Here is a 24,774-nt window from a genome sequence, read left to right on the forward strand (position 1 = left end):
GGGCCCCCTACGCCTTTCGGGGCATCGGCCTGAGCACCGCGAACCGGGCGCCGTACGGGTCGGCGAGCCGGGCCAGGCGCCCGGCGCCCTCGATGTCCGTCGCGGGCAACCGCACCGTGCCGCCCAGCTCCCGGGTCCGGGCGACCGCGGCGTCCGTGTCGTCGACCGCGAAGTACGGCAGCCAGTGGGCATCCGTCTCCACCGGGTCGTCGGCGAGCGGGACGACGCCGCCGAACATGCTCTCCTCGCCCTCCCCGGACGGGTTCACACACGTGTACGTCCCGGCCCCGGGGAAGGGCACGGCGGAGGTCTCCAGCCCCAGCACCGCGTCGTAGTACGCGGCGGCGGCCGCCACGTCCGCCGTGTACAGCTCGACCCAGCACAGCGCACCGGTCTCGCCGGCCACGGTCAGGCCGCCCGTCCGCTCCGGCTGCCGGACGCCGAACGGCACCCCGGCCCGGTCGGCGAGGATCGCCGTGGTGCCCTGGCCCAGCACGTCCGCCGGCCGCACGAGCACACCGCCCCGGGCCTGCGCGGAGGCCTCGGCGGCGGCCTCCGCGTCCGGGGTCTGGAAGTACACCGTCCAGGACGGTGGGCGCTGCCCCGGCGTGGCCGGCATACCGCCGGCCACGATCCGGCCGTCCAGCTCGAAGAAGCCGTAACCCCCGGCTCCGCCCCCCGCCGGCCGGAACCGCCAGCCGAAGAGGCCGCCGTAGAAGGAAGTGGCGCCGTCGATGTCGGACGTGCCGACGGCGATCCAGTTCGGGGCGCCGGTGACGAAACGGGTGGTGAGCATCCTCGCCCTCCTCGGAAGGGTCCCGCTGCCTGCACTGCCGAGTCTTCCACCCACCACTGACGACCGCTTCCGCGCGCCGCCGTGCGCCCATCCGGGAGGCGGGGGACCATCGGGTCGGCCCGGGGCCCGGCCGCCGGGCGTTGATCCGGCGTTGATCGAACGTTTTTCGCGGCCCGGCACGCTCTCGGGCATGCACATCGAGACGATCGCGACGCCCGACCTCGCCTGGCAGGAGGAGGCGTTGTGCGCACAGACCGGGGGAGACTTCTTCTTCCCGGAGCCCGGCAGCTCCGTACGGGACGCCAAGCGGATCTGCGCCCTGTGCCCGATCCGTTCGGCCTGCCTGGAGTACGCGCTGAGCAACGACGAGCGCTTCGGCGTCTGGGGCGGGCTGTCGGAGAAGGAACGGCTGTCACTGCGGCGCGTCCCGCGCTGAGCCAGGCCCTTCCGCAGAGCGTGCCGCACCGCCCGCGCCGCTAATTCGCTGGGCCGCGCCCGCCCCGGCAGGCAGAATCCCCCCATGTCGCGAACCGCCGCTCAGCACGAGGCCGAGAGCCTGCTGCACCTCCTCGATCCGCTCGCCCATCCGCGGCGGATGCGGGAACTCGTCCTGCGCGCGAGGGAGTCGGACGCACTGCGCCCCGTACTGACCGAACTCGAACGGCACGGTGCCTACGGGCGCGGGCTCGCCGTCGTCGCCGCGTCCGCCGCCGGCGACACCGAGTGGATCGCGGACCGGATCGCCGACGCCGACCCGTACGTGCGCGGTCATGCCCTGCGTGTCGCCGGCAGCCTGGGCGTGCCGGACACCGCCTTCGAGGCGGCGCTCGCCGACGCGCCCGAGGCGGCACGCCGCGACCTGCTGCGCGCCGTCGTGTCCGACGGACGCCGCGGCCTCGCCGACCGGCTGGTCGAAGGCCTCCGCCGTGACCGGGGCGACGCCGAGGCGGCCCGTCTGCTGCCCGGCTGCACCGCGCCGACGGTCGCCCGGCTGCTGCCCGGCCTGCTCCACGCCGTCCGCGGGTGGGCGCCCCTCGCCAAGCGGCACCGCGCCGCACTGCTCGGCGTGCTGGAGGAGGAGCTGACCGCGCTGCCCGAGGCCCTGCGCGACAACTGGTGGCACCGGTACGCACACGCGATGGCCACCCTCGCGCCCGCCGAACCCGCGTGGGTGCTGCGGCTGCTGGAACGGCACGGTCCGAGCCGCCTGCCGCACGAACTGCGCGGCCACCTCCCCGCGTTCGCCGCCGTGGACCCGCGGCTGGTACTGAGACTCCTGCCCACGCCCGCCTGGGCCCCCGTCGTGACCGTCCACCGGCTCGGGCGAACCGTGCTGCACCGGCTGACCCGGACCGACTCGCCCGAACTCGTCGCCTACGGCCGCACCCTGCTGCCCTACGGCGGTCTCCCGTGGCTGCTGAAGGCGCTCCCGCCCGCCCGGCGCCCCGCCCTGTACACGGCCGTCCGCGAGGGACGGGGCCCCGGTGCGGTCGGTATCGACGAGATGCTGCTGCAGGTGCTGCCGCGCCACCACGCAGCGCAGCAGGCCCGGGAGACGGCCGCACGCGCGCGTGCGGCCGGCGCCACCGAGAACACGGTCCTCAGCGCCGAGTCCTTCCTGCCCGTCGCCGAGGTGCGCGACCGGCTGCTGGCCGCCACCGGGCGCCCGGACGCCGAGGACCGCGCCACGGCCTGGCCGCTGCTGATCCGCAACGCCGCCCGCTCCGGCGACCCGGACGCCGTCACCGCCGTCCTGAGGGACATGGCGCGGCTGCGCAACGAACAGGACCCCGTACGGGCCGCCGCGCTGCGGGCCGCGGGCGCCCTCCGGGCCACGCTGTTCACCCAGGAGGCGGCCGACCATCTGGACCGCATCGCCACCGACGCCGTCGAGGCCCGCGACTCCTCGCCCGTAACCCGGCAACTGCTCGGCTCACTCGCCCTCGGCGTGCTGCGCGAGCACGCGGCGGACGGAACACCCGCGTTGGTGAACTGGGCGCTGCGCACCCTCGTACGGATATCCGGCACCACCGGCGGCGCCGACCTCGGCCGTCTCGACCGCACCTTGCGGCGCGGCCAGGAGCACCGGGTGTACGAGGCCCTGAGGCCGTGGATCGAGGCGGGCGCCGAGAGGGCGGACTACGGCCTCGTCCTCGCGTTCGCCCGCGCGGTGGGCCCCCGGGCCGCCGGCATGGCCGAACTGCAGGACATGCTCTGGCGGGCCGTGCGGTACGGCGATGACACGACCGCGCGCACCGCGGTCGGTCTGTGGCTCGAACCGCCCGCCACCCGCGACGAGCGAGCGGCCCGCGTCCTCGCCCACGAACCGTCGGCGGCCGCCCTGCCGCCGGTCCGCGACGTGGTCGTCCGGCGCCGCACCGACCTCCTCGACCCGCTGCTCGCCGGCACCCCGCCCCACGGCCGTTTCCTGACCAAGGGCACCCCCTGGTCCCTGCCGGTGTCCGCGTACGACGTGCGCCGGTGGGTGCCGCGCCAGCGGGACGCCCTGCTCCGCCGGTGCGCCGAGGCGGTCGCCGACTCCGGGCTGCCGCTGCACCACCGCGCGCGTGCCCTCACCCTGGCCGCCGCCGTGTCCGACGGGGGCGCCGGCCTCCTGCGCCGCTGGACCGGGTCCGCGGACGTCGTCCTCTCGGAGGCCGCGCTCGCCGGCCTGGCCCGCACCGACCGGGCCGCCGAGGCGCTGCCCGAGCTGCTGGCGCACGCCGGCGGCGACCGGGCCCGCGTCGCCGTGTACGCGGTCACCCAGGTGTCCCGGCAGGTGCGCCCGTCGCGCCTCGCCGCCCACCTGGGGGACGTACTGCGATCGCCGGACGCCAAGGTGACCAGCCGTAAGGAGGCGGTCCGGCTCGCCGCGGCCCGGCTTCCCGTCCCGGACGCGGCTGCCCTGATCAGCGAGGTCTACACCCGGCCGGGCACCCACCCCGACGTACGCGCCGCCTGTGTCGCCTTCGCCGGCGGCCTGCTCGCGCGCGACGAGGTCTGGGAACTGCTGCGCGACGCGGCCGCCGGTGCGCCGGTCCTGCGGGCCGCGGTGCTGCGGACGGCGCCGCTGGACCTGCCCGAGGAGTACCGCGCGCGCTACGCCCGCCTGGTCCGCGGGGTCGCCGCCACCGACGACCCCGGCACCGCGGCCCTCGCCTACGAGGCGCTGGCCCGCTGGACCCCCTGGTCGGCCGAGGCGCCCGCGGTGCTGGCCGGAGCCGTCACGGACCTCGCGAAGAGGGGAAGCTGGCACTCCGCGGCCAACGCCCTGATCAGCGCGGCATCGGCCGCCCCGCACGGCCTGGCCGGGCTCCTGGACGCGCTGCGCACGCTCGCCGGCACGGCGTCCGACGACGACAGCGATGCCACGGCGCGGCGCGACCGGCCGGCGCGGCGGCGCGTCGAGTTCCTCGTCGCCCGGCTCGGGGCGACCTTCTCCGGCTCCGAGTCGGCCGTCCGCCCGACGGGCCTCGCCGCCGCCGACCTGCTGGCGGAGTACGAGGCGTACGCCGTGCAGGCCGCCGTCCTGGCGGCGACCCACCTCGACCTGACCGCCGTACCGCCGCGCCTGGACCGGGTGACCGCCCTGGCCGGAGCCGACCGCCCGGCACTCGCCGCGCGCGTCGCCGGGGAACTGCGCGGACGTCTGGAGCGCCGGGGGCAGCCGGGCGACCTCGAGGCGCTGCGCGTCGAGGCGCTGGCCCTGGCCGAGCACGGCGGCCACGCCGAGGGGCTGATGGCCGTCGCCGTGACCGGCGCGCTCGGCAGCCGCGAGCAGTGGCCCGCGCCCTGGCGCGAACTGCTGCGGACGCTGCGCCGCCACCCGCTCCCCGACGTGCGCGACGCGGCGCTGGAGGAGACCACGGCCTACGAGTGACGGCGGCCTGCGGGCGGCGGCGGTCTACGGGAGACGGCGGCCTGTCGGTGGCGGCGGCCTACCGTCGGTCCATGGGAGACAGCGGCCGACGGGTGACGGCGGGGCCGGGCACGGCCGAGCGGTACGGGGGAGGCGGGTGCGGTCAGCCCGCCGCCCGGGCCGCCATCCGCGCCTTGCGCGCGGCCAGCTTCTCGTCGAACTTGGACGCCTCGGCGTCCAGCCCGTCCATGTACAGCCCCAGCTCCTCCTGGGCCGCCTGCCCCTCGGGGCCGAGGCCGTCGATCTCCATGATCTTCAGGAAGCGCAGCACGGGCTGGATCACGTCGTCGTGGTGGATGCGCAGGTTGTAGACCTCGCCGATCGCCATCTGGGCGGCGGCCCGCTCGAAGCCGGGCATGCCGTGACCGGGCATCCGGAAGTTCACGACCACGTCCCGCACCGCCTGCATCGTCAGGTCGGGCGCGATCTCGAAGGCGGCCTTGAGCAGGTTGCGGTAGAAGACCATGTGCAGGTTCTCGTCGGTCGCGATGCGGGCCAGCATCCGGTCGCAGACCGGGTCGCCGGACTGGTGGCCCGTGTTGCGGTGCGAGATGCGGGTGGCCAGCTCCTGGAAGGCGACGTACGCCACCGAGTGCAGCATCGAGTGACGGTTGTCCGACTCGAAGCCCTCACTCATGTGGGCCATGCGGAACTGCTCCAGCTGGTCCGGGTCGACCGCGCGCGAGGCGAGCAGGTAGTCGCGCATCACGATGCCGTGCCGGCCCTCCTCCGCGGTCCAGCGGTGCACCCAGGTGCCCCACGCGCCGTCCCGGCCGAAGAGGCTCGCGATCTCGTGGTGGTAGCTGGGGAGGTTGTCCTCCGTCAGGAGGTTCACCACGAGGGCGATCCGCCCGATGTCGGTGACCTTGGACTGGCCCTTCTCCCAGGCCTCGCCGTCCTCGAAGATCCCCGGGAAGTTCCGGCCGTCGGTCCACGGCACGTACTCGTGCGGCATCCAGTCCTTGGCGACCTTCAGATGCCGGTTGAGTTCGGTCTCGACCACTTCCTCCAGCGCGTACAGCAGCCGGGCGTCGGTCCATTCGGCGGAATTGCCGAGGTGCGGGGAGACGATCGTCACAGAGAACTCCAGGGGACGTGCGACAGAGCGGAAAGCGCCGGCGAGCGGTGCCGGGAACCTACGGGATCGTAGGCTACGAAACCGTAGGTTACGAGACCGTAGGTTAAACGCACTGTAAAGGCCCCTGATCAGCCACCGTCCACCGGGGTACGGCAAGGTGCCGGGACACGCAGGTCCACGCGGCCGAACGGGTGACGTCCACAGGACTCAGACGTACAGCTCCCGCAGGCGGACCGAGAGGCACGTCACACAGCCCTCGAGCTTCTCGAACTCGCCGATGTCCACGACCACCGGCTCGTGACCGAGGCCGGCGAGCAGTTCCGCCGTCTTCGGGGCGCTCGCCGCCATCAGCAGCCTGCCGCCGCCGAGCAGCACCACGTGCGCGCCCGACTCCTCCGGTACCGGGAGGAAACGGGGGAACAGCGACGGCACGTCCAGCATCGGGATGTGTCCGATCACCGTCCCGTCCGGCAGCGCGGTGACCGCCGACTTCAGGTGCAGCACCTTGCTCACGGGCACGGCGACGACCCGGGCGCCCAGCGGTTCGAAGGCCGCCCGCAGCTGCTGGACGCCGGCCGCGTTGGTGCGGCCCCCGCGTCCGACGTAGACCGTGTCGTCGATCTTCAGGACGTCGCCGCCGTCCAGGGTCCCCGGTTCCCAGACCCAGTTGACCGAGCAGCCCAGCCGGGCCACGGCCTCCTCGACACCGGCGGTCTCCGCACGCCGCGACTCGGCGCCGGGCCGCGTGATCAGCGCGACGTTCCGGAACATGACGACCGTGTCCTCGACGAAGACGGAGTCGGGACTGTCGTCGGCCGGATCCACCTCCAGCGTCTCCCAGCCGTGCGTGCGCAGGGCCTCGGTGTACGCCTCCCACTGCTCGACCGCGAGGCCGTGGTCGACCTCCCGCCGCTCGGCGTGGGTCACCAGTCCTTCCGCGAGTCGCGGGCCGGGGCGGCGGACGAGGGCCTTCTTACTGGGCACGAGGGGGTCTCCGTATCGGCGCAGGCTTCCGGCGCCCGTGTCGCGGCGCCGGTCGGCCATCATGCAGCGCGGGCCCGCGCCGACGTAACCCCCGTCAGTGTCCCGCGGCCCTCCTGAGATGCTCCGCCGTGCTGGACCCGCGGGCCGTGAGCAGTTCGCGCGGGGTGCCCTCGAAGAGCACCCGGCCGCCGTCCCGGCCTCCGTCCGGGCCGAGGTCGATCACCCAGTCGGCGTGCGCCACCACGTCCAGGTTGTGTTCGACGACCACGACCGTGTTGCCGGTGCCGACCAGCCGGTCCAGCAGGGCGAGCAGCCCCTCGACGTCGGACATGTGCAGTCCGGTGGTCGGTTCGTCCAGGACGTACACGGCGCCGGTGCGGTGCAGCCGGGTGGCCAGCTTGATGCGCTGTCTCTCTCCGCCGGAGAGCGTGGACAGCGGCTGCCCGAGTGCGAGGTACGTGAGGCCGACGTCGCGCAGGGCCCGCAGCCGCCGCCGTACGCCGGTGTCGGCGAAGAAGTCCAGTGCCTGGTCGGCGGTCATCGCCAGCACGTCGGCGATGGAGCTGCCGTCGATCGTCAGCCGCAGCACCTCCTCCCGGAAGCGCCGCCCCTCGCAGTCGTGGCAGGTGGTGGTCACCGGGTCCATGAAGGCGAGGTCGGTGTGGATGACTCCGCGTCCCTCGCAGGTGTCGCACGCCCCCGCCGAGTTGAAGCTGAAGAGCCCGGGCTCGGCGCCCGTCTCCCGCGCGAAGATCTTCCGTACCGTGTCCATGATCCCGAGGTACGTGGCCGGGGTCGACCGTGCCGAGATGCCGATCGCGGACTGGTCGACGGCCACCGCGTCCGCGTGGGCGGCGATCAGCTCCGCGATCAGCGTGCTCTTGCCCGATCCGGCGACGCCGGTGACCGCGGTCAGCACCCCGGTGGGGAAGGCCACCGTCACGTCCCGCAGGTTGTGCCGGCCGGCGCCCTTCACCCACAGCTCCCCGGCCGCCGTCCGCGTCTCCTCCTTCACCCTCGTACGGCGTCCGAGGAACCGTCCGGTGAGCGTGTCCGCCGCGGCCAGTTGACCCGGCGTCCCCTCGAAGACGACCCGGCCGCCGCCCGCGCCGCCCCGCGGCCCCATGTCGACGACGTGGTCCGCGAGCGCGATGACGTCCGGGTCGTGCTCGACGACCAGCACCGTGTTGCCCTTGTCGCGCAGCCGCAGCAGCAGGTCGCCGAGGCGTCCGACGTCGCGCGGGTGCAGCCCGACGCTGGGCTCGTCGAAGATGTACGTCATCCCGGTCAGGCTGGATCCGAGGTGTCGCACGGTCTTCAGCCGCTGTCCCTCGCCACCGGAGAGGGTGGCGGTCTCCCGGTCGAGGCTGAGGTAGCCGAGGCCGATCGCCTCGATGCGCTCCAGCGCGGCGACGGCGGCTCCGGCGACCGGCCGTGCCACCGGGTCGTCGATCTCCTTCAGTACGGCGATGAGGTCGGTGATCTGCATGCGGGAACAGTCGGCGATGGAGTGCCCACCGATGCGCGTCGCGAGTGCCGCCGCGTTGAGCCGGGCGCCGCCGCAGTCGGGACAGCTGCCCTCGACCATGAACTCACGCACCAGGTCCCGGGTCTTGTCGCTCATCGCCGACAGGTCTCGCTTCAGGTACAGCCGCTCGAAACGGTCGGCGAGGCCCTCGTACTCCGTGATCCAGGTGCCGCCCGTGCCGTTGACGGTGACCTTGCTGCCGGGCCGTCCGCGCATCAGGAACGCGCGCTCGGCGTCCGTGAAGTCACCTACCGGCTTGTCCGGGTCCAGTTCGCCGGTGTTGGTGTACGTCTGCCCCTGCCAGGTCCCCGCCGCGAAGGGCGGGAAGCGGACCGCCCCGCCGGCCAGGGACCTGGCCGGGTCGAGGACGCGGTCCCAGTCGGGCTGCACCTTGCGGCCCAGGCCGTCGCAGCCGGGGCACATGCCCGACGGGTCGTTGAACGAGTACGCCGTCGCCGCCCCGGCGCTGGGGGTGCCGTGCCGGGAGAACAGCACCCTCAGCACCGAGTGGATGTCGGTCATCGTGCCGACCGTGGAACGGGAGTGGCCGCCGACCGGCCGCTGGTCGACGACGATGGCGGGGGAGAGATCCTCCAGGGCGTCCGCGCGCGGCCGCTCGTACTTGGGCAGCCGGTTGCGTACGAACCAGGTGTACGTCTCGTTCAGCTGGCGCTGCGACTCGACCGCGATCGTGTCGAACACGACCGACGACTTCCCCGACCCCGAAACGCCGGTGAACACGGTCAGCCGGCCCTTCGGAATGCGGAGCGTGACGTCCTGGAGGTTGTTCTCCCGGGCTCCGGTGATGCTGATGAACTCGCTCATGCGAGCGACGCTAGGCGGGATACCCGACAGCTTCTGGCGTGATTTCCTTCAGCTCTCCCTCCTCCAGCAGCAGCCATCGGGTGATGCCGATCGACTCCAGGAACGGCAGGTCGTGGCTGGCCACGATCAGCGCCCCCTCGTACGATTCCAGCGCGGTGGTGAGCTGCCGCACGCTCGCCATGTCCAGGTTGTTCGTCGGTTCGTCCAGCATCAGCAGCTGCGGGGCGGGCTCGGCCAGCATCAGCGCGGCCAGCGCCGCCCGGAAACGCTCGCCGCCCGACAGTGTCGCCGCCTTCTGGTCGGCACGGGCGCCCCGGAACAGGAAGCGGGCCAGCCGCGCCCGGATCCGGTTGTTGGTGGCGCCCGGCGCGAACCGGGCCACGTTCTCGGCGACGCTCAGCTCGCCGTCGAGGACGTCCAGGCGCTGCGGCAGGAACCGCATCGGGACGTGCGCCGTCGCCTCGCCCGCCACCGGCTCCAGCTCGCCGGCGACCGTGCGCAGCAGCGTGGTCTTGCCCGCGCCGTTGCGCCCGATCAGCGCGATCCGCTCGGGGCCGTGCAGATCGAAACCGCCCTCCACCCGCGCGCCGTAGAGGAGTTCCAGGTCCCGGAGCGTCAGCACCGAGCGGCCCGGCGGCACGGCGGTGTACGGCAGGTCGACGCGGATCTCGTCGTCGTCCCGTACCGCCTCCACCGCGTCGTCGAGCCGCTCCCTGGCCTCGGCGAGCTTCTCCTCGTGCATGATCCGGTGCTTGCCCGCGGACTCCTGCGCCGCGCGCTTGCGTGCGCCCATGACGATCTTCGGTTCGCGCTTCTGGTCCCACATCTTCTGGCCGTACCGCTTGCGGCGGGCCAGTTTGACCTGGGCGTCGGCCAGCTCGCGCTTCTGCTTGCGCAGGTCCGACTCGGCGACGCGCACCATGCGTTCGGCCGCGTCCTGCTCCACGGCCAGCGCCTCCTCGTACGCCGAGAAGTTGCCGCCGTACCAGGTGATCTCACCGGAGCGCAGGTCGGCGATCTGGTCGACGAGGTCCAGCAGCTCGCGGTCGTGGCTGACCACGACCATCACCCCGGGCCAGGAGGCCACGGCCGCGTACAGCCGCCTGCGTGCGTACAGGTCGAGGTTGTTGGTGGGCTCGTCCAGGAGCAGGACGTCGGGCCGGCGCAGCAGCAGCGAGGCCAGGCGCAGCAGTACCGACTCGCCGCCCGAGACCTCGCCGACGGTGCGGTCGAGCCCGACGTGACCGAGACCGAGTTCGCCGAGCGTGGCGAGGGCGCGCTCCTCGACGTCCCAGTCGTCGCCGACCGTCTCGAAGTGCTCCTCGGCCACGTCGCCCGCCTCGATGGCGTGCAGCGCGGCGCGTCGAGCGGCGATGCCGAGCGCCTCGTCGACCCGCAGCGCGGTGTCGAGCGTGACGTTCTGCGGCAGGTATCCGACCTCACCGGCCACGCGGGCCGTGCCGTCGGCCGGGGTGAGCTGCCCGGCGATCAGTTTCAACAGGGTGGACTTGCCCGACCCGTTGACACCGACGAGCCCGGTCCTGCCGGGGCCGAAAGCGGTGTCGAGTCCCTCGAAGACGGGCGTGCCGTCGGGCCAGGCGAAGGAAAGGGACGTACAGGTGATGGAAGCAGACATACAGGGTCTCCGCGGTTGCTTGAAGCGGTCAGGGGCAAACGCGTATCGAGACACCGGGAGGCGGCGACGCCGTCGGGCGAGGGAAGGAGGAGTCACGGGGAGTGCTCGGGCATGAAAAAAGCCCTGCTCCGCAAGGACGGCTCGAACGCCGAGGTCGCACGCGGCGTACACACATGACATGTGTGACGCGGTGTCTCAGGACCTCAGACGAGCAACGTCCTTCTCCAATCGGCGGCAACAGAAGCGCTGTACACCGTACGAGAAACCGGGTGGGCTGTCAACGCCTTACCGCGGATCGGTTTCACGGCCCCAAGGAGGCCCCGTGCCCAACGGCTCGCCCGACGACTCGCTCTCACTGCCGGCCAGGCTCTGCCTGCTGGCCTGGGACCCGGCGCGGCCCGGCGCCGCCGACGCCGCCCTGCTCCACCACCTGGTGCGCGCCGGCGCGCTCACCGAACTGGCCCAGCGCGGTCTGCTCACCGACGACGACGGGATCGCCACCCCCGTCGACCTGGACTCCCGCACCGGGGACACCGTCCTCGACGGACTGCTGGACCTCGTCCGCGAGTCGATGCCGCACCGGTGGCGTACCTGGGTGCGGCTGCACGCGCGGGTCACCTTCGACGCGGTCCGGGAGCAGTTGGTGGCCGAGGGGTATCTGCGCGCCGAGAAGAAGCGCGTCCTCGGTGTCTTCCCGTCCGTGGAGTACGTCCTGGCGCGGGCTGCGGCGGCGCGGGCGCTGCGCGAGGAGACGCGGTACGTCCTGGAGGGGCCGGTACCGGCCGGGGAGGTCGCGGAGCGGGACGCGGCCGTGGCCGCACTGGCGGCCGCCGCGCAACCGCGCACCCTCGGGTTCCGCACCGTCGAGTCCGCCGTGACCGGTGCGCGCCGGGACGACCGCGTCGCCGAGCTGGCCGGGCGCGGCGGCGCGGCGGCACCCGGGCTGCGGAGGATCGTCGACGAGGTGCGGGGAGCGGTGAGCGCGGAGACGGCGCGGGCCGTGGCGTCGGCGGGCGGGTGAGCCGGCCCGTGCGGCGGCGTCCCGGGCCGCGCCGGCCGGTCCCGCGGTCGGCGTGCGTGGCGGCGGGGGCTGCGCCGGCGGGTTCCGTGCGTGGTTGCGCGAGGTTGCGCCGGCGGGTGCCGTGCGTGGTTGTGCGAGGTTGCGCCGGCGGGTGCCGTGCGGCGGCGTCCCGGGCCGCGTCGGCAGCTCCCGCGGTCGGCGTGTGTGGCGGCGGCGGGGCCGCGTCAGCACGTCCCGCGCATCAGCTCCGCCAGATCGTGGTCCAGGTCCAGCTGGAGGTGCTCCAGGCCGACCGGCACCAGCTCGCCGGTGGCCTGCAGGAAACGGCGCAGTTCGCCCGAGCGCACGTGGATCACGGCGGTGCCCTCGGGCGCGTGGAACTCCAGGACGGTGCGGTCGTACCCGTACGGGCGGACCCGCACGTCACCGTGACCGTCCGGCTCCCGCATCCCCGAGATGAGCAGCTCGCGGGAGAAGGTCCAGCAGACCTCCACGCCCTCGAGCGTGGCCGGAGCCGGGAAGGTCATGCGGACGGCGAACGGGTCGCTGCGGTCGTAGTGCAGCGTGGCGGGAATGCTCGGCATACGCGGCGCGGCGGCGACAAGACGCGCCTCGACGGGCTGCTCGATGACGGTGGACAACGCCTTGCTCCCTCGTGACGGCTGGACGTGCTTGCGGGGTCGTGCGGGCCGGGCACTGGAAGAGACGACGGAATCAGCCAATCCGTGCACACGATGACCGAGTGACCTCTGTCACCGCGTTCATGCGCGGAGGTGACGCGACTCTTCTCATGTGCCCCGTAAGGAACTTGATGGCACTCGTGCCCGCACGCGCGTGCCGCACACGGGCCTCTGGACGGCGGCGGGGCGGTGGGCTAGCTTCGCCCGCCATGAGGCGCTTGGGGAGCATGCGACGCACGGCACGGTCCGCCCGAACCGGCGGCGGGCGCGCGGGACGGGTGGTGATCGCCGGAGCGGTGTGCGCGGCGGCGCTGGCCGCGCTGACGGCGGCCGCCCCCGCGCAGGCGCACCAGCGCCCGCACTGGGAGCTGAAGGACACCGGGGGCACCGGGGCGTCCGACGTCCGGTTCCGGGGGCTCGCGGCCGTCAGCCGGCACACCGCCTGGGTGGCCGGCACCCAGGGCACCGTCCTGCGCACCACCGACGGCGGCGACAGCTGGCGGAACGTCTCCCCACCGGGCGCGGGTGAGCTGCAGTTCCGGGACATCGAGGCGTTCGACGCCCGCCGGGCCGTGGTCCTGGCCATCGGCGAGGGCGAGGCGTCCCGCGTCTACCGCACCGACGACGGCGGAGCGACCTGGACCGAGTCCTTCCGCAACACCGACGCGCGCGCCTTCTACGACTGCCTCACCTTCTTCGACCGCCGCCACGGCCTCGCCATGAGCGACCCGGTGGACGGGAAGTTCCGCATCCTGTCGACCAGCGACGGCGGGCGCTCCTGGACGGTGCTGCCGAGCGAGGGCATGCCGTCCGCGCAGGACGGCGAGGCCGGGTTCGCGGCCAGTGGCCAGTGCCTGGTCGCGTCCGGGCCGAAGGACGTGTGGCTGGCCACCGGCGGCGCGGCACGCGCGCGCGTGCTGCACTCCGCCGACCGGGGGCTCACCTGGACGGCCTCCGACACCCCGGTCCCGGCGGGCGACCCGGCCCGGGGCGTCTTCGCCCTCGCCTTCCGCGACCGCGCCCACGGCCTCGCGGTCGGCGGCGACTTCCGCGCCGACCGGCCCTCGCCCCGGGCGGCGGCGCGGACCACCGACGGCGGCCGTACCTGGCGGCCCGCCGGCCGGCCGGCACCGGCCTACCGCTCGGGCGTCGCCTGGCTCCCGCACAGCCGTACGGCCGCCCTCGCGGTCGGCCCCACCGGTACGGATCTCACCACGGACGGCGGCCGCACCTGGCGGACCGTCGACACGGGCTCCTACGACACCGTGGACTGCACGGCCGACCTGGGCTGTTGGGCCGCCGGCGAGCAGGGACGGATCGCCCGGCTGGAGCGCTGACGCCGCGCGGTGCCGGGTGTTCGTCCGTAACGTGGGTAACCGTTCGCTGAACGTGAGAGGAAGTGAGCGGACATGCCACGCGGTTCGAGCTCCAAACGGGAGCGGCAGTACGAGCACATCAAGGACAGCGCCGAGGACCGTGGCGAGAGCACCGGCCGCGCCAAGGAGATCGCCGCCCGGACGGTGAACAAGGAACGCGCCCGGTCCGGCGAGTCGAAGACCGCCAGCCGTACGTCCACGCAGGACAAGTCGCCCGGCAAGCGCGGCGGCCAGCGGTCCGGCAACCGGCAGGGCCCCCAGGGGCCCACCTACGACCAGCTGTACCAGGAGGCCAAGCGCCGCGACATCAGCGGTCGTTCGCACATGAACAAGGGCGAGCTGCAGCGTGCCCTGGGCAAGTGAGCCGTACGGCCCCTAGCCGGGGGTCTCCCGGTACCGCTCCAGTGCCGGTGCCGTCTTCGTGGCGGCGAACTCGGTGACGCGGTACGCGCACACTCCGGCCCTGACGAAGGGGTCGCCCGCGGCGATCTCCTCGATCCGCGCCCGGTCCCCCGCGACGGCGATGATCACCCCGCCGTCGCGGGGCTCCTTGCGCCCGGACGCCAGGACCACCCCCTGCTCGTACAGGTCGTCGAGCCACGCCACGTGCTCCTCCAGCACGGCGTCGACGGCGTCGAGCGGGGCGGTGTACGACAGCTCCAGTACGAACATGATCGCGAGCCTACTCCGGGCCCCGTAGGCTTGCCGCCATCATGACGACCGTGACCGTGCAGATCCCCGCCGACTGGCCCGCGACCGAGGAGCGGGCCCGTGCCGTCCAGGACGAACTGCGGGCACGCGTGGTGCACGACGAGCCGGGCCCGCCGCCCGGCACCGGCCGGGTGACCGGCGTGGACGTCGCCTACGACGACGAACGCGACGTCGTCGCGGCGGCGGCCGTCGTGCTGGACGCCGCGACCCTCGCCGTCGTCGCCGAGTCCACGGCCGTCGGGCGGATCTCCTTCCCCTACGTGCCCGGCCTGCTCGCCTTCCGCGAGATCCCGACCGTCCTCGCCGCGCTCGACGCCCTGCCCGCCCCGCCCGGTCTGGTCGTCTGCGACGGCTACGGCCTGGCCCACCCGCGCCGCTTCGGCCTCGCCAGCCACCTGGGGGTGCTCACCGGACTGCCCACGATCGGCGTGGCCAAGAACCCGTTCACCTTCACGTACGACGACCCGGACGCGTCCCGCGGCAGTACGTCCCCGCTCCTCGACGGCGCCGAGGAGGTCGGGCGTGCCGTCCGTACCCGCGCCGGCGTCAAGCCGGTCTTCGTCTCCGCCGGGCATCGGGTGAGCCTCGACAACGCCTGCGCGCACACCCTGGCACTGGCCCCCGCCTACCGCCTGCCGGAGACCACCCGCAGGGCGGACGCCCTGTGCCGGGCGGCCCTGCGGGCGGCCACCACCTACTCGGCCTGACCCGCGACGCTCCAGCGGCCCACCTCCCGGTACGCGGAGTCGTGGACCACCGAACCGTCGCCCGGCCGCAGCGCGTAGTGGTGCAGGTTGCCGCCCCAGTACCGCAGGATCCGCTGCAACTCGCCCGTGGGGTCCTCGGCGAGCGCGCCCTCGTCCATGGTGACTTCGAGAAGGAACTTCATACCTTCAAGGGTTTCATTGAAGTCCTTCTTGGCACTTCACCGCGTTCGGCGGCGGGTGGACGTGCCTCGCGGCGGGGAAAGCCTCAAATCGTGGTGACTGCCGGCCGGTGTCGGTGCTCAGTCACCGGCTGAGTATCCGTACGGATGTGCCATGTCGCCGGCCGCGCCATGCTGGACCGCATGACGACGCACCGCGCACCCGAGCAGTCCGCCCACCGGCCCGCCCGGCCCACCGAGCGGGCCGTGGTCGCGGGGCTGGTGCTCGCCGTGGGGGCGGGGCTGGCCTGGATCGGCGGGATGATCTACACGGTCGCCGGGTGGTCGGGTTAGGGCCTGCCCACCGCACCGGACAGCCCATGGGGCGGCCCGCTATGGGCGGAGGCCCGGGGCGTGCCGCCCGTCGGCAGGACCGGGGCGTGAGGCCACCGGAGGCCCTGGGGTGGGCGTTCTCCGGGCAGGACCGGGGGCGCGGGTCCACTGGGCAGGCCGCGGGGTGGGCGTTCTCCGGGCAGGACCCGGGTGCGGGTCCACTGGGCAGGCCCCGGGGTGGGCGTTCTCCGGGCAGGACCGGGGGCGCGGGTCCACTGGGCAGGCCGCGGGGTGGGCGTTCTCCGGGCAGGACCCGGGTGCGGGTCCACTGGGCAGGCCGCGGGGTGGGCGTTCTCCGGGCAGGGCCGGGGGCGTGGGGCCACCGGCAGGCCGCGGGGTGGGCGTTCTCCGGGCAGGACCCGGGTGCGGGTCCACTGGGCAGCCGCAGGGTGTGCGTTCTCCGGGCAGGTCCGGGTGCGGGTCCACTGGGCAGGCCGCGCAGGGCGTGCGTCCGCCGGGCAGGACCCGGGGCGGACGGTCAGCGGGTCGCGGCCACCCGGAAGCGGATTCCAGCCGCCCGCAGCCGCTCGATCAGCGCGTCCCCCATCGCCACGGCCGTCGTGACCTGCCCGGCCGTCGGCGGCAGGTCGTCGAGGGCGAGGGCGAGCGCCGCCTCGGCGAACATCTTCGCCGTCTCGTCGTACCCGGGGTCACCGCCCGCGACCTCGGTGAACACCTTCCGGCCGCCGCCCTCGCCCACGAAGCGGACCGAGAACCAGCTCTTCGCCCGCTTCTCGGGGCTCGGCCCGTCACCGGGCTTGAGCCGGCCGGACAGCCAGCGCCGCGCGGGCGGTACCTGAGCCGCCGCCACCAGCGCGCCCACGGCAGCCACCCCGCCCACCGCGACGGGCAGGTGCCGGACGGCCGCGTAGTGGCGGTAGCGGAAGTCGGGGCCGTACCGGTCCAGGGCCTTCGCGGAGCGCCGCACGATCTGCGCGTCGATGGTCGGCAGGGGCAGCGCCCACGCCCCCACCTCCCCGGCGAACCGCGGCGTGCCCGTCGGCGTCACCGCCCGGCGGCCCACCAGCCGGGGCTCGTGCCGCCGGCGTTCCCGCGCGGCGTCCCGCAGCTGCCGGCCGCGCGCGAACTGGCCCAGCGCGGAGGCGAACGTACCGCCCGAGAAGGTGGCGTCGGCGGTCACGAAGCCGTCCACGGCCAGCGGCACACCCTCCGGCAGCTGCCGCACCGTGAAGTACACGCCGAGGTCGTGCGGGACGGAGTCGAAGCCGCAGGCGTGCACCAGCCGGGCTCCGGTCTCCCGCGCGCGTGCGTCGTGGCGGACGTACGTCAGGTCCACGAACTCGGGTTCGCCGGTGAGGTCGAGACAGTCCGTGCCGGTCTCCGCGCAGGCGGCGACCAGCGCGTCGCCGTACCGGACGTACGGGCCCACCGTCGTGGCCACCACGCGGGCCCGCTCGGCGAGTTCGCGCAGCGAGGCCGGATCGGACACGTCCGCGCGCAGTACGCCGACGTCCGCCGCGCCGGGCAGCCGCTCCCGCAGCCGCCGCAGCCTCTCCTCGCTGCGGCCGGCGATCGCCCAGCGCAGCCCGTCGGGGGCGTGCGCGGCGAGGTACTCCGCGGTGAGCTCGCCGACGAACCCCGTCGCTCCGAAGAGCACGATGTCGTACGGCCGGTCGGCCCTCTTCAGCCTGCTCATGACATCCCTTCGTCACCCGCCAGCGGCCCCTGGTTCCGCAGCACGCGCCGTTGCCGGTGGCTGAGGCTAGCGTGTGGACTGCCGGACCGGAGAGGGGCCTGCCCCATAATTGGCTAAGCGCTTGCTCGCCCGGGTCTTGTGCCCAGTGGAACACGTTTCTAGCATCATCGGTGTTACATCAGTTGTGTCACAGAGCTGGGGGCTCGATGTCGCAAGCGGAGACGGTGGGGCGGACGCCGCCCGAGGGCCCGCTCACCGGTGTGCGCGTGGTCGAGCTGGCCGGTATCGGCCCCGGGCCCTTCGCCGGCATGCTCCTGGCCGACCTGGGCGCCGACGTCGTCCGCGTCGACCGTCCCGGCGGACCCGGCCTCGCGATCGACCCCGCCCACGACGTCACCAACCGCAACAAGCGTTCGGTGATCGTCGACCTGAAGTCGGCGGACGGCCCGGCCCGCGTCCTCGACCTCGCCGAACGCGCCGACGTCCTGATCGAGGGCTACCGCCCCGGCGTCGCCGAACGGCTCGGCGTCGGTCCCGAGCACTGCCGCGCCCGCAACCCCCGCCTCGTCTACGGCCGCATGACCGGCTGGGGCCAGACCGGCCCCCTCGCCCAGAGCGCCGGCCACGACATCGGGTACATCGCGCTCACCGGCACCCTCGGCATGATCGGCGACCCCGACGCGCCGCCGGCCGTCCCCGCCAACCTCCTCGGCGACTACGCGGGCGGCTCCCTCTACCTGGTCGTCGGCATCCTCGCCGCCCTGCACCACGCCCGCGCGACCGGCACCGGCCAGGTCGTCGACGCCGCCATCGTCGACGGCACCGCCCACCTGTCCTCGATGATCCACGGCATGCTCGCCGCCGGGGGCTGGCAGGACCGCCGCGGCGCCAACCTCCTCGACGGCGGCTGCCCCTTCTACGGCACCTACGAGACCGCCGACGGCCGGTACATGGCGGTCGGCGCCCTGGAGCAGCGGTTCTACGCCGAGTTCATGGAGCTCCTCGGCATCCCCGACCAGGCGCCCGCCCGCGACGACATGGCCCGCTGGGCCGAGCTGCGCGAGGCCATCGCCACCCGGTTCAGGTCCCGCACCCGGGACGAGTGGACGGCCGTCTTCGCGGACTCCGACGCCTGCGTCGCCCCCGTCCTGTCGCTCCGCGAGGCCCCGCACCACCCGCACCTGGCCGCCCGCTCCACCTTCACCGACCACGGCGGCGTCACCCAGCCCGCCCCCGCACCCCGCTTCTCCGCGACCCCCACCGCCGTCCGCACCGGGCCCGCCCTGCCGGGTGCCGACACGGAGACAGTGGCCCGCGACTGGAACCTGCCGAGGAACCCTCGAACGAACAGCTGAACAGCCCCGCGAAAACCCTCAGTGAAAGGCCTGCCAGTGACCACCGAAGCGTACGTGTACGACGCGATCCGCACCCCGCGCGGACGCGGCAAGGCGAACGGCGCCCTGCACGGCACGAAGCCCGTCGACCTGGTCGTCGGCCTCATCCACGAGATCCGCGCCCGCTTCCCGGACCTGGACCCGGCCGCCGTCGACGACATCGTGCTCGGCGTCGTCGGCCCGGTCGGCGACCAGGGCTCCGACATCGCGCGCATCGCCGCCATCGCGGCCGGGCTGCCGGACACCGTGGCGGGCGTCCAGGAGAACCGCTTCTGCGCCTCGGGCCTGGAGGCCGTCAACCTGGCCGCGGCCAAGGTGCGTTCCGGCTGGGAGGACCTGGTCCTCGCGGGCGGCGTCGAGTCGATGTCCCGGGTGCCGATGGCCTCGGACGGCGGCGCCTGGTTCAACGACCCGATGACCAACCTCGCCACCAACTTCGTCCCCCAGGGCATCGGCGCCGACCTGATCGCCACCCTCGAGGGCTTCACGCGCCGCGACGTCGACGAGTACGCGGCCCTCTCCCAGGAGCGCGCGGCGACCGCCTGGAAGGAGAACCGCTTCGAGCGGTCCGTCGTCCCGGTGAAGGACCGCGCCGGCCTCACCGTCCTCGACCACGACGAGCACCTGCGCCCCGGCACCACCGCCGACTCCCTCGCGAAGCTCAAGCCGTCCTTCGCCGACATCGGCGAACTCGGCGGCTTCGACGCCGTGGCGCTGCAGAAGTACCACTGGGTGGAGAAGATCGACCACGTCCACCACGCGGGCAACTCCTCCGGCATCGTCGACGGCGCCTCCCTGGTCGCCATCGGCTCCAAGGAGGTCGGCGACCGCTACGGCCTCACCCCGCGCGCCCGGATCGTCTCCGCCGCCGTCTCCGGCTCCGAGCCCACCATCATGCTCACCGGCCCCGCCCCCGCCACCCGCAAGGCGCTCGCCAAGGCCGGGCTGACCATCGACGACATCGACCTGGTCGAGATCAACGAGGCGTTCGCCGCGGTCGTCCTGCGCTACGTCAAGGACATGGGCCTGTCCCTGGACAAGGTCAACGTCAACGGCGGCGCCATCGCGCTCGGCCACCCCCTCGGCGCCACCGGCGCGATGATCCTCGGCACGCTCGTCGACGAACTGGAGCGCCAGGACAAGCGCTACGGCCTCGCCACCCTGTGCGTGGGCGGCGGCATGGGCATCGCCACGATCGTCGAGCGCCTCTGATCCCTGCGGAAGCGGCACCACGGCCACCGAAGACCCCACTGGAGACCCCTGTCATGACGACCGAGAGCACCACCATCCGCTGGGAACAGGACGACACCGGGATCGTCACCCTCGTCCTCGACGACCCAGACCAGTCCGCGAACACCATGAACCGGGCGTTCCGCGAATCCCTCGCGGTGATCACCGACCGCCTGGAGGCCGAGAAGGACTCGGTCCGCGGCGTCATCGTCACCTCCGCCAAGAAGACCTTCTTCGCCGGCGGCGACCTGCGCGACCTGATCCGCGTCACCCCGGAGACCGCCCAGGACCTCTTCGACGGCGGCATGGCGATCAAGCGGAACCTGCGCCGCATCGAGACCCTCGGCAAGCCTGTCGTCGCCGCCATGAACGGCGCCGCGCTCGGCGGAGGCTACGAGATCGCCCTCGCCTGCCACCACCGTGTCGCCCTCGACGCCCCCGGCTCCAAGATCGGCTGCCCCGAGGTCACCCTCGGCCTGCTCCCCGGAGGCGGCGGCGTCGTCCGCACCGTCCGGATGCTCGGCATCACCGACGCGCTCCTGAAGGTCCTCCTCCAGGGCACCCAGTACAACCCGCGCCGCGCCCGGGAGAACGGCCTGGTCGACGAGATCGCCGACACCCGCGAGGACATGCTCGCCAAGGCCCGCGCCTTCATCGACGCCAACCCGGAGTCCGCCCAGCCCTGGGACCGGCCCGGCTACCGCATCCCCGGCGGCACCCCCGCCCACCCCAAGTTCGCGGCCAACCTGCCCGCCTTCCCCGCCAACCTGCGCAAGCAGACGAACGGCGCCCCCTACCCGGCCCCGCGCAACATCATGGCCGCCGCCGTCGAGGGCTCCCAGGTCGACTTCGAGACCGCCCAGGTCATCGAGGCCCGGTACTTCGTCGAGCTGGCCGCCGGGCAGACCTCGAAGAACATGATCCAGGCGTTCTTCTTCGATCTCCAGGCGGTCAACTCCGGTGCCAGTCGTCCGAAGGGCGTCGAGCCCCGCAAGGTCACGAAGGTGGCCGTCCTCGGCGCCGGCATGATGGGCGCGGGCATCGCCTACGCGTGTGCCCGCGCGGGCATCGACGTCGTCCTGAAGGACGTCGCCCTGGAAGCGGCCGTCAAGGGCAAGGGCTACTCCGAGAAGCTGTGTGCCAAGGCGGTCGCCAAGGGCCGTACGAGCCGGGAGAAAGCCGACGCACTGCTGGCACGGATCACGCCGACCGCCGAGGCCGCCGACCTGGCGGGCTGCGACGCGGTGATCGAGGCCGTCTTCGAGGACACCTCGCTCAAGCACAAGGTGTTCCAGGAGGTCCAGGACGTCGTCGCCCCCGACGCGCTGCTGTGTTCCAACACCTCCACGCTTCCCATCACGGCGCTGGCCGAGGGCGTCGAGCGGCAGGCCGACTTCATCGGGCTGCACTTCTTCTCGCCGGTCGACAGGATGCCGCTCGTCGAGATCATCAAGGGAGCGCGGACGGGTGACGAGGCGCTGGCTCGCGCCTTCGACCTGGTGCGGCAGATCAGGAAGACGCCGATCGTGGTCAACGACTCGCGTGGTTTCTTCACCTCCCGGGTCATCGGCCATTTCATGAACGAGGGCGTGGCGATGGTCGGTGAGGGCATCGAGCCCGCCTCCGTCGAGCAGGCGGCGGCGCAGGCGGGTTACCCGGCCAAGGTGCTCGCCCTGATGGACGAGCTGACCCTCACGCTGCCCCGGAAGATCCGCGAGGAGACCAGGCGGGCCGTGGAGGAGGCGGGCGGTACCTGGACCGCGCACCCGGCCGAGGCCGTCATCGACCGCATGGTGGACGAGTTCGGACGTCCCGGGCGCAGCGGTGGCGCCGGGTTCTACGAGTACGGGGACGACGGCAAGCGGGCAGGACTGTGGCCGGGTCTGCGGGAGCACTTCACCAAGCCCGGGTACGAGATCCCCTTCGAGGACATGCGGGAACGCATGCTCTTCGCGGAGGCGCTCGACACGGTCAGGCTCCTGGAGGAGGGCGTGCTGACCTCCGTCGCCGACGCCAACATCGGCTCGGTCTTCGGCATCGGCTTCCCCGGCTGGACCGGCGGCGTCCTCCAGTACATCAACGGCTACGGCGACTACGCCGGGGCAGGTGCCGGCCTGCCCGGCTTCGTGGCACGCGCCCGCGAGCTCGCCGACCGCTACGGCGAACGCTTCGCGCCGCCCGCGCTGCTGGTGGAGAAGGCGGACAAGGGGGAGGTCTTCACCGACGCCCGTTGAGCCGCCGCGTCACCCGCCCGCGTGCTCGCCGGCGCCGTCGTCGGTGTCGTTGTCCAGCCACTCCCGCAGCTCCGCCCGCAGCGACCGCTGGAACGTGGTCAGCAGCGCCCGGACCACGAGCGGGTGCATGTGCGCGGACAGGGACCGCGCGTCCCGCGCGTCGCGTTCGGCGACCGCGTCGCGCAGCAGCCGCGACAGGTCGCGCGCGGCGGCGCGGGAGTGCTCGAGGAGGGCCGTACGGGCGGCGAGGAGCGTCTCGGGGGAGAAGGGCATGTCGAGCAGCTCGACGCCGAGCCGGAGCAGCCCGGCGTCGAGCCGGTAGGCGTCACCGTCCCGTGCGACGACGTCCATCGCGGTGAGCCGGTCCACCTCGTCGTCCGTCAGCGGCCGGCCCGCCCGCCGGTCCAGCTCCTCGCGCGTGACGCTCTCCACCGTCTCCGGAGCCCAGGAGGCCACCACCGCGCGCTGCAGCGCGAGGTCGTGGGGACTCAGGTCCGGCGGCAACTGCTGCAGATACCGCTCGATCGCGGCCAGCGTCATGCCCTGGTGCTGCAACTCCTCGATCAGCGCCAGCCGGGCCAGATGCTCCCCGCCGTAGCGCCCCACCCGGCGCGGGCCGATCGCCGGCGGCGGCAGCAGCCCCCTGGTGCCGTAGAAGCGGACCGTGCGCACCGTGACGCCGGCCCGCGCGGCCAGCTCGTCGATCGTGAGGGCCGGCTCCTCGGTGTCGGTCGTCGTCATGAGCAGCAGTATCGCTGTCCCACCAATGCTGTGACACCTCTTGTGCACCATGTGGAGACGGCTGACGGATCCTGTGACAAGTCACGCTGTGTGACATGAGCCACCGCATGCCCACGCAGAGTCGTGGGAAGGTGCTGTCTCGGTCTGTGCCGTCAATGGGTGGTGCGGGCCCGAGACACAGGTACGGACGACTCGGGCGTACCCCGCCCGAGGCCCCAGAGAGTGGAACCACCCGTGAGCAAGGACGCCGTCGACACGGCACAGGTCGCCGCCCACCCCCAGGCGACCGGGACCATCCCCGCGGACGCGGGCGACGCCGGTTACAGCAAGGGCCTCAAGGCCCGCCACGTCAACATGATCGCCATCGGCGGCGCGATAGGCACCGGCCTCTTCCTCGGCGCCGGCGGACGCCTGCGCGACGCGGGCCCGGCGCTCGCGATCGCCTACCTCGTCTGCGGCGTCTTCGCCTTCTTCGTGGTCCGGGCACTCGGTGAGCTGGTGCTCTACCGCCCCTCCTCCGGATCCTTCGTGTCGTACGCGCGCGAGTTCCTCGGCGAGAAGGGCGCCTACGTCGCCGGCTGGATGTACTTCCTGAACTGGTCGACGACCGGTATCGCCGACATCACCGCGATCGCGCTGTACACGCACTACTGGAGCATGTTCACGAGCATCCCCCAATGGGTGCTCGCGCTGATCGCCCTCGCGGTGGTCCTGGCGGTGAACCTCATCTCGGTGAAGATCTTCGGCGAGATGGAGTTCTGGTTCGCGATCATCAAGGTCGCCACCCTCGTCGGCTTCATGCTGATCGGCATCTTCCTGCTGGCCACCCAGCACGACGTGGGCGGCCAGACCCCGGGCGTGAGCGTCATCACGGACAACGGGGGCGTCTTCCCGCACGGCGTGATGCCCGTCGTCCTGGTGATGCAGGGCGTGATCTTCGCGTACGCGGCCCTCGAACTGGTCGGTGTCGCCGCGGGTGAGACCGCCGAGCCGGAGAAGGTCGTTCCGCGCGCGGTGAACTCGATCATGTGGCGTGTCGCCCTGTTCTACGTCGGCTCGGTCGTCCTGCTGGCCCTGCTGCTGCCCGGCTCGCTCTACTCCGGCGACGAGAGCCCGTTCGTCACCGTCCTGTCGAGGATCGGTGTCCCGGCGGCCGGTGACGTGATGAACCTCGTGGTCCTCACCGCCGCGATGTCGTCCCTGAACTCCGGCCTGTACTCCACCGGCCGCATCCTGCGCTCCATGGCGATGGCGGGCTCCGCGCCCAGGTTCACCAGCGTGATGAGCCGCAGCCAGGTGCCCTACGGCGGCATCCTGCTGACCTGCGGGGTCTGCGTCCTCGGCGTCGGCCTGAACTACCTGGTGCCGAGCAAGGCCTTCGAGATCGTGCTGAACGTCGCCTCCCTGGGCATCATCAGCACCTGGGTGATCATCATGGTCTGCCACCTGGTCTTCGTGCGCCGGGCGCGCGCGGGCCTGGTCGCCCGGCCGCACTTCCGCCTGCCCGGCAGCCCGGTCACGGAGATCGCCACGATCGTCTTCCTGCTGGCGTGCCTCGGCATGATGTGGAACGACCCCGAGGTCGGCCGCAAGACCCTCCTGCTCATTCCCGTGCTCGCCGTCATGCTGGTCGCCGGCTGGTTCGGCGTGCGCCGCCGGGTGGCGCGGAACGCCGACCAGGAGCTGGGCAGCCTCACCCCATAGGA

The 24,774-nt window shown here is 73.2% G+C and carries 21 protein-coding genes; 11 read left to right on the forward strand and 10 right to left on the reverse strand.

Annotated features, from left to right (window positions below):
- Positions 1-7 precede the first annotated feature (7 nt).
- Entirely contained in the window at positions 8-796 is a 789-nt protein-coding gene (locus ACZ7G3_RS31960) for a VOC family protein (protein WP_470929840.1), read from the reverse strand.
- 190 nt (positions 797-986) lie between these two features.
- Between ACZ7G3_RS31960 and ACZ7G3_RS31965 the strand changes: the two genes are divergently transcribed.
- Positions 987-1,232: a WhiB family transcriptional regulator gene (locus ACZ7G3_RS31965; RefSeq protein ID WP_470929842.1), complete on the forward strand. Its 246-nt coding sequence runs from the start codon at positions 987-989 to the stop codon at positions 1,230-1,232.
- 84 nt (positions 1,233-1,316) lie between these two features.
- On the forward strand, positions 1,317-4,676 hold the full coding sequence (locus ACZ7G3_RS31970) for a hypothetical protein (RefSeq protein WP_470929844.1): 3,360 nt from the start codon (positions 1,317-1,319) through the stop codon (positions 4,674-4,676).
- 142 nt (positions 4,677-4,818) lie between these two features.
- Here the strand turns inward: ACZ7G3_RS31970 and ACZ7G3_RS31975 are convergent, their stop codons facing one another.
- The 4 genes from ACZ7G3_RS31975 to ACZ7G3_RS31990 form a co-directional block, all read right to left on the reverse strand.
- Positions 4,819-5,793 carry an acyl-ACP desaturase gene (locus tag ACZ7G3_RS31975; protein WP_426597308.1) on the reverse strand — a complete coding sequence of 325 codons (975 nt, stop codon included), beginning with the start codon at positions 5,791-5,793 and terminating at the stop codon, positions 4,819-4,821.
- Positions 5,794-6,000: 207 nt separating this feature from the next.
- Complete coding sequence (gene ddaH, locus ACZ7G3_RS31980) at positions 6,001-6,777, reverse strand: dimethylargininase (RefSeq protein WP_470929846.1); 777 nt, start codon at positions 6,775-6,777, stop codon at positions 6,001-6,003.
- A gap of 94 nt (positions 6,778-6,871) precedes the next feature.
- Positions 6,872-9,130, reverse strand: a complete 2,259-nt coding sequence (locus ACZ7G3_RS31985; RefSeq protein WP_470929848.1) for an ATP-binding cassette domain-containing protein — start codon at positions 9,128-9,130, stop codon at positions 6,872-6,874.
- A 10-nt stretch (positions 9,131-9,140) separates the two neighbouring features.
- Positions 9,141-10,766: an ABC-F family ATP-binding cassette domain-containing protein gene (locus tag ACZ7G3_RS31990; RefSeq protein ID WP_470929850.1), complete on the reverse strand. Its 1,626-nt coding sequence runs from the start codon at positions 10,764-10,766 to the stop codon at positions 9,141-9,143.
- Between the two features lie 322 nt (positions 10,767-11,088).
- Between ACZ7G3_RS31990 and ACZ7G3_RS31995 the strand changes: the two genes are divergently transcribed.
- Positions 11,089-11,787, forward strand: a complete 699-nt coding sequence (locus ACZ7G3_RS31995) for a GOLPH3/VPS74 family protein (RefSeq protein WP_470929852.1) — start codon at positions 11,089-11,091, stop codon at positions 11,785-11,787.
- 224 nt (positions 11,788-12,011) lie between these two features.
- Here the strand turns inward: ACZ7G3_RS31995 and ssgD are convergent, their stop codons facing one another.
- The gene (gene ssgD, locus ACZ7G3_RS32000) at positions 12,012-12,428 is read right to left on the reverse strand and encodes a spore wall synthesis regulator SsgD (protein WP_426597303.1); all 417 of its coding nucleotides are present in this window, start codon (positions 12,426-12,428) and stop codon (positions 12,012-12,014) included.
- 266 nt (positions 12,429-12,694) lie between these two features.
- On the opposite strand from ssgD, the gene ACZ7G3_RS32005 reads away from it, so the two are divergent.
- Both ACZ7G3_RS32005 and ACZ7G3_RS32010 read left to right on the forward strand, forming a co-directional pair.
- Positions 12,695-13,804, forward strand: coding sequence for a WD40/YVTN/BNR-like repeat-containing protein (locus ACZ7G3_RS32005; protein ID WP_470929855.1), 1,110 nt, complete (start codon positions 12,695-12,697; stop codon positions 13,802-13,804).
- 72 nt (positions 13,805-13,876) lie between these two features.
- On the forward strand, positions 13,877-14,206 hold the full coding sequence (locus tag ACZ7G3_RS32010; RefSeq protein ID WP_470929856.1) for a plasmid stabilization protein: 330 nt from the start codon (positions 13,877-13,879) through the stop codon (positions 14,204-14,206).
- A 12-nt stretch (positions 14,207-14,218) separates the two neighbouring features.
- On the opposite strand, the gene ACZ7G3_RS32015 is transcribed toward ACZ7G3_RS32010, so the two are convergent.
- Positions 14,219-14,515 (reverse strand): YciI family protein, encoded by a 297-nt coding sequence (locus ACZ7G3_RS32015; protein WP_470929858.1) that lies wholly within the window; start codon positions 14,513-14,515, stop codon positions 14,219-14,221.
- 41 nt (positions 14,516-14,556) lie between these two features.
- Here ACZ7G3_RS32015 and ACZ7G3_RS32020 point away from each other — a divergent pair, with 41 nt between their 5' ends.
- The gene (locus ACZ7G3_RS32020; RefSeq protein ID WP_470929860.1) at positions 14,557-15,261 is read left to right on the forward strand and encodes an endonuclease V; all 705 of its coding nucleotides are present in this window, start codon (positions 14,557-14,559) and stop codon (positions 15,259-15,261) included.
- On the opposite strand, the gene ACZ7G3_RS32025 is transcribed toward ACZ7G3_RS32020, so the two are convergent.
- Positions 15,249-15,443, reverse strand: a complete 195-nt coding sequence (locus ACZ7G3_RS32025) for a hypothetical protein (protein WP_470929862.1) — start codon at positions 15,441-15,443, stop codon at positions 15,249-15,251. The genes ACZ7G3_RS32020 and ACZ7G3_RS32025 overlap by 13 nt on opposite strands.
- 180 nt (positions 15,444-15,623) lie before the next feature.
- Between ACZ7G3_RS32025 and mmpA the strand changes: the two genes are divergently transcribed.
- A complete protein-coding gene (gene mmpA / locus ACZ7G3_RS32030) occupies positions 15,624-15,773 on the forward strand; it encodes a morphogenic membrane protein MmpA (protein ID WP_426517341.1) in 150 nt (49 codons plus the stop codon).
- A gap of 517 nt (positions 15,774-16,290) precedes the next feature.
- On the opposite strand, the gene ACZ7G3_RS32035 is transcribed toward mmpA, so the two are convergent.
- Positions 16,291-17,469, reverse strand: a complete 1,179-nt coding sequence (locus tag ACZ7G3_RS32035) for a saccharopine dehydrogenase family protein (RefSeq protein ID WP_470929864.1) — start codon at positions 17,467-17,469, stop codon at positions 16,291-16,293.
- 206 nt (positions 17,470-17,675) lie between these two features.
- On the opposite strand from ACZ7G3_RS32035, the gene ACZ7G3_RS32040 reads away from it, so the two are divergent.
- From ACZ7G3_RS32040 to ACZ7G3_RS32050, 3 genes are read left to right on the forward strand one after another with little or no spacing between them, the layout of a single operon-like run.
- Positions 17,676-18,824: a CaiB/BaiF CoA transferase family protein gene (locus tag ACZ7G3_RS32040; RefSeq protein ID WP_470929865.1), complete on the forward strand. Its 1,149-nt coding sequence runs from the start codon at positions 17,676-17,678 to the stop codon at positions 18,822-18,824.
- Between the two features lie 36 nt (positions 18,825-18,860).
- The gene (locus ACZ7G3_RS32045) at positions 18,861-20,075 is read left to right on the forward strand and encodes an acetyl-CoA C-acetyltransferase (RefSeq protein ID WP_470929867.1); all 1,215 of its coding nucleotides are present in this window, start codon (positions 18,861-18,863) and stop codon (positions 20,073-20,075) included.
- 53 nt (positions 20,076-20,128) lie between these two features.
- A complete protein-coding gene (locus ACZ7G3_RS32050) occupies positions 20,129-22,327 on the forward strand; it encodes a 3-hydroxyacyl-CoA dehydrogenase NAD-binding domain-containing protein (protein ID WP_470929869.1) in 2,199 nt (732 codons plus the stop codon).
- Between the two features lie 9 nt (positions 22,328-22,336).
- Here the strand turns inward: ACZ7G3_RS32050 and ACZ7G3_RS32055 are convergent, their stop codons facing one another.
- The gene (locus ACZ7G3_RS32055; protein ID WP_470929871.1) at positions 22,337-23,068 is read right to left on the reverse strand and encodes a MerR family transcriptional regulator; all 732 of its coding nucleotides are present in this window, start codon (positions 23,066-23,068) and stop codon (positions 22,337-22,339) included.
- A 234-nt stretch (positions 23,069-23,302) separates the two neighbouring features.
- Between ACZ7G3_RS32055 and ACZ7G3_RS32060 the strand changes: the two genes are divergently transcribed.
- A complete protein-coding gene (locus ACZ7G3_RS32060; RefSeq protein WP_470929872.1) occupies positions 23,303-24,772 on the forward strand; it encodes an amino acid permease in 1,470 nt (489 codons plus the stop codon).
- The last annotated feature ends 2 nt before the right edge of the window (positions 24,773-24,774 follow it).

The organism is Streptomyces sp. NPDC037271 (genome assembly GCF_055603605.1).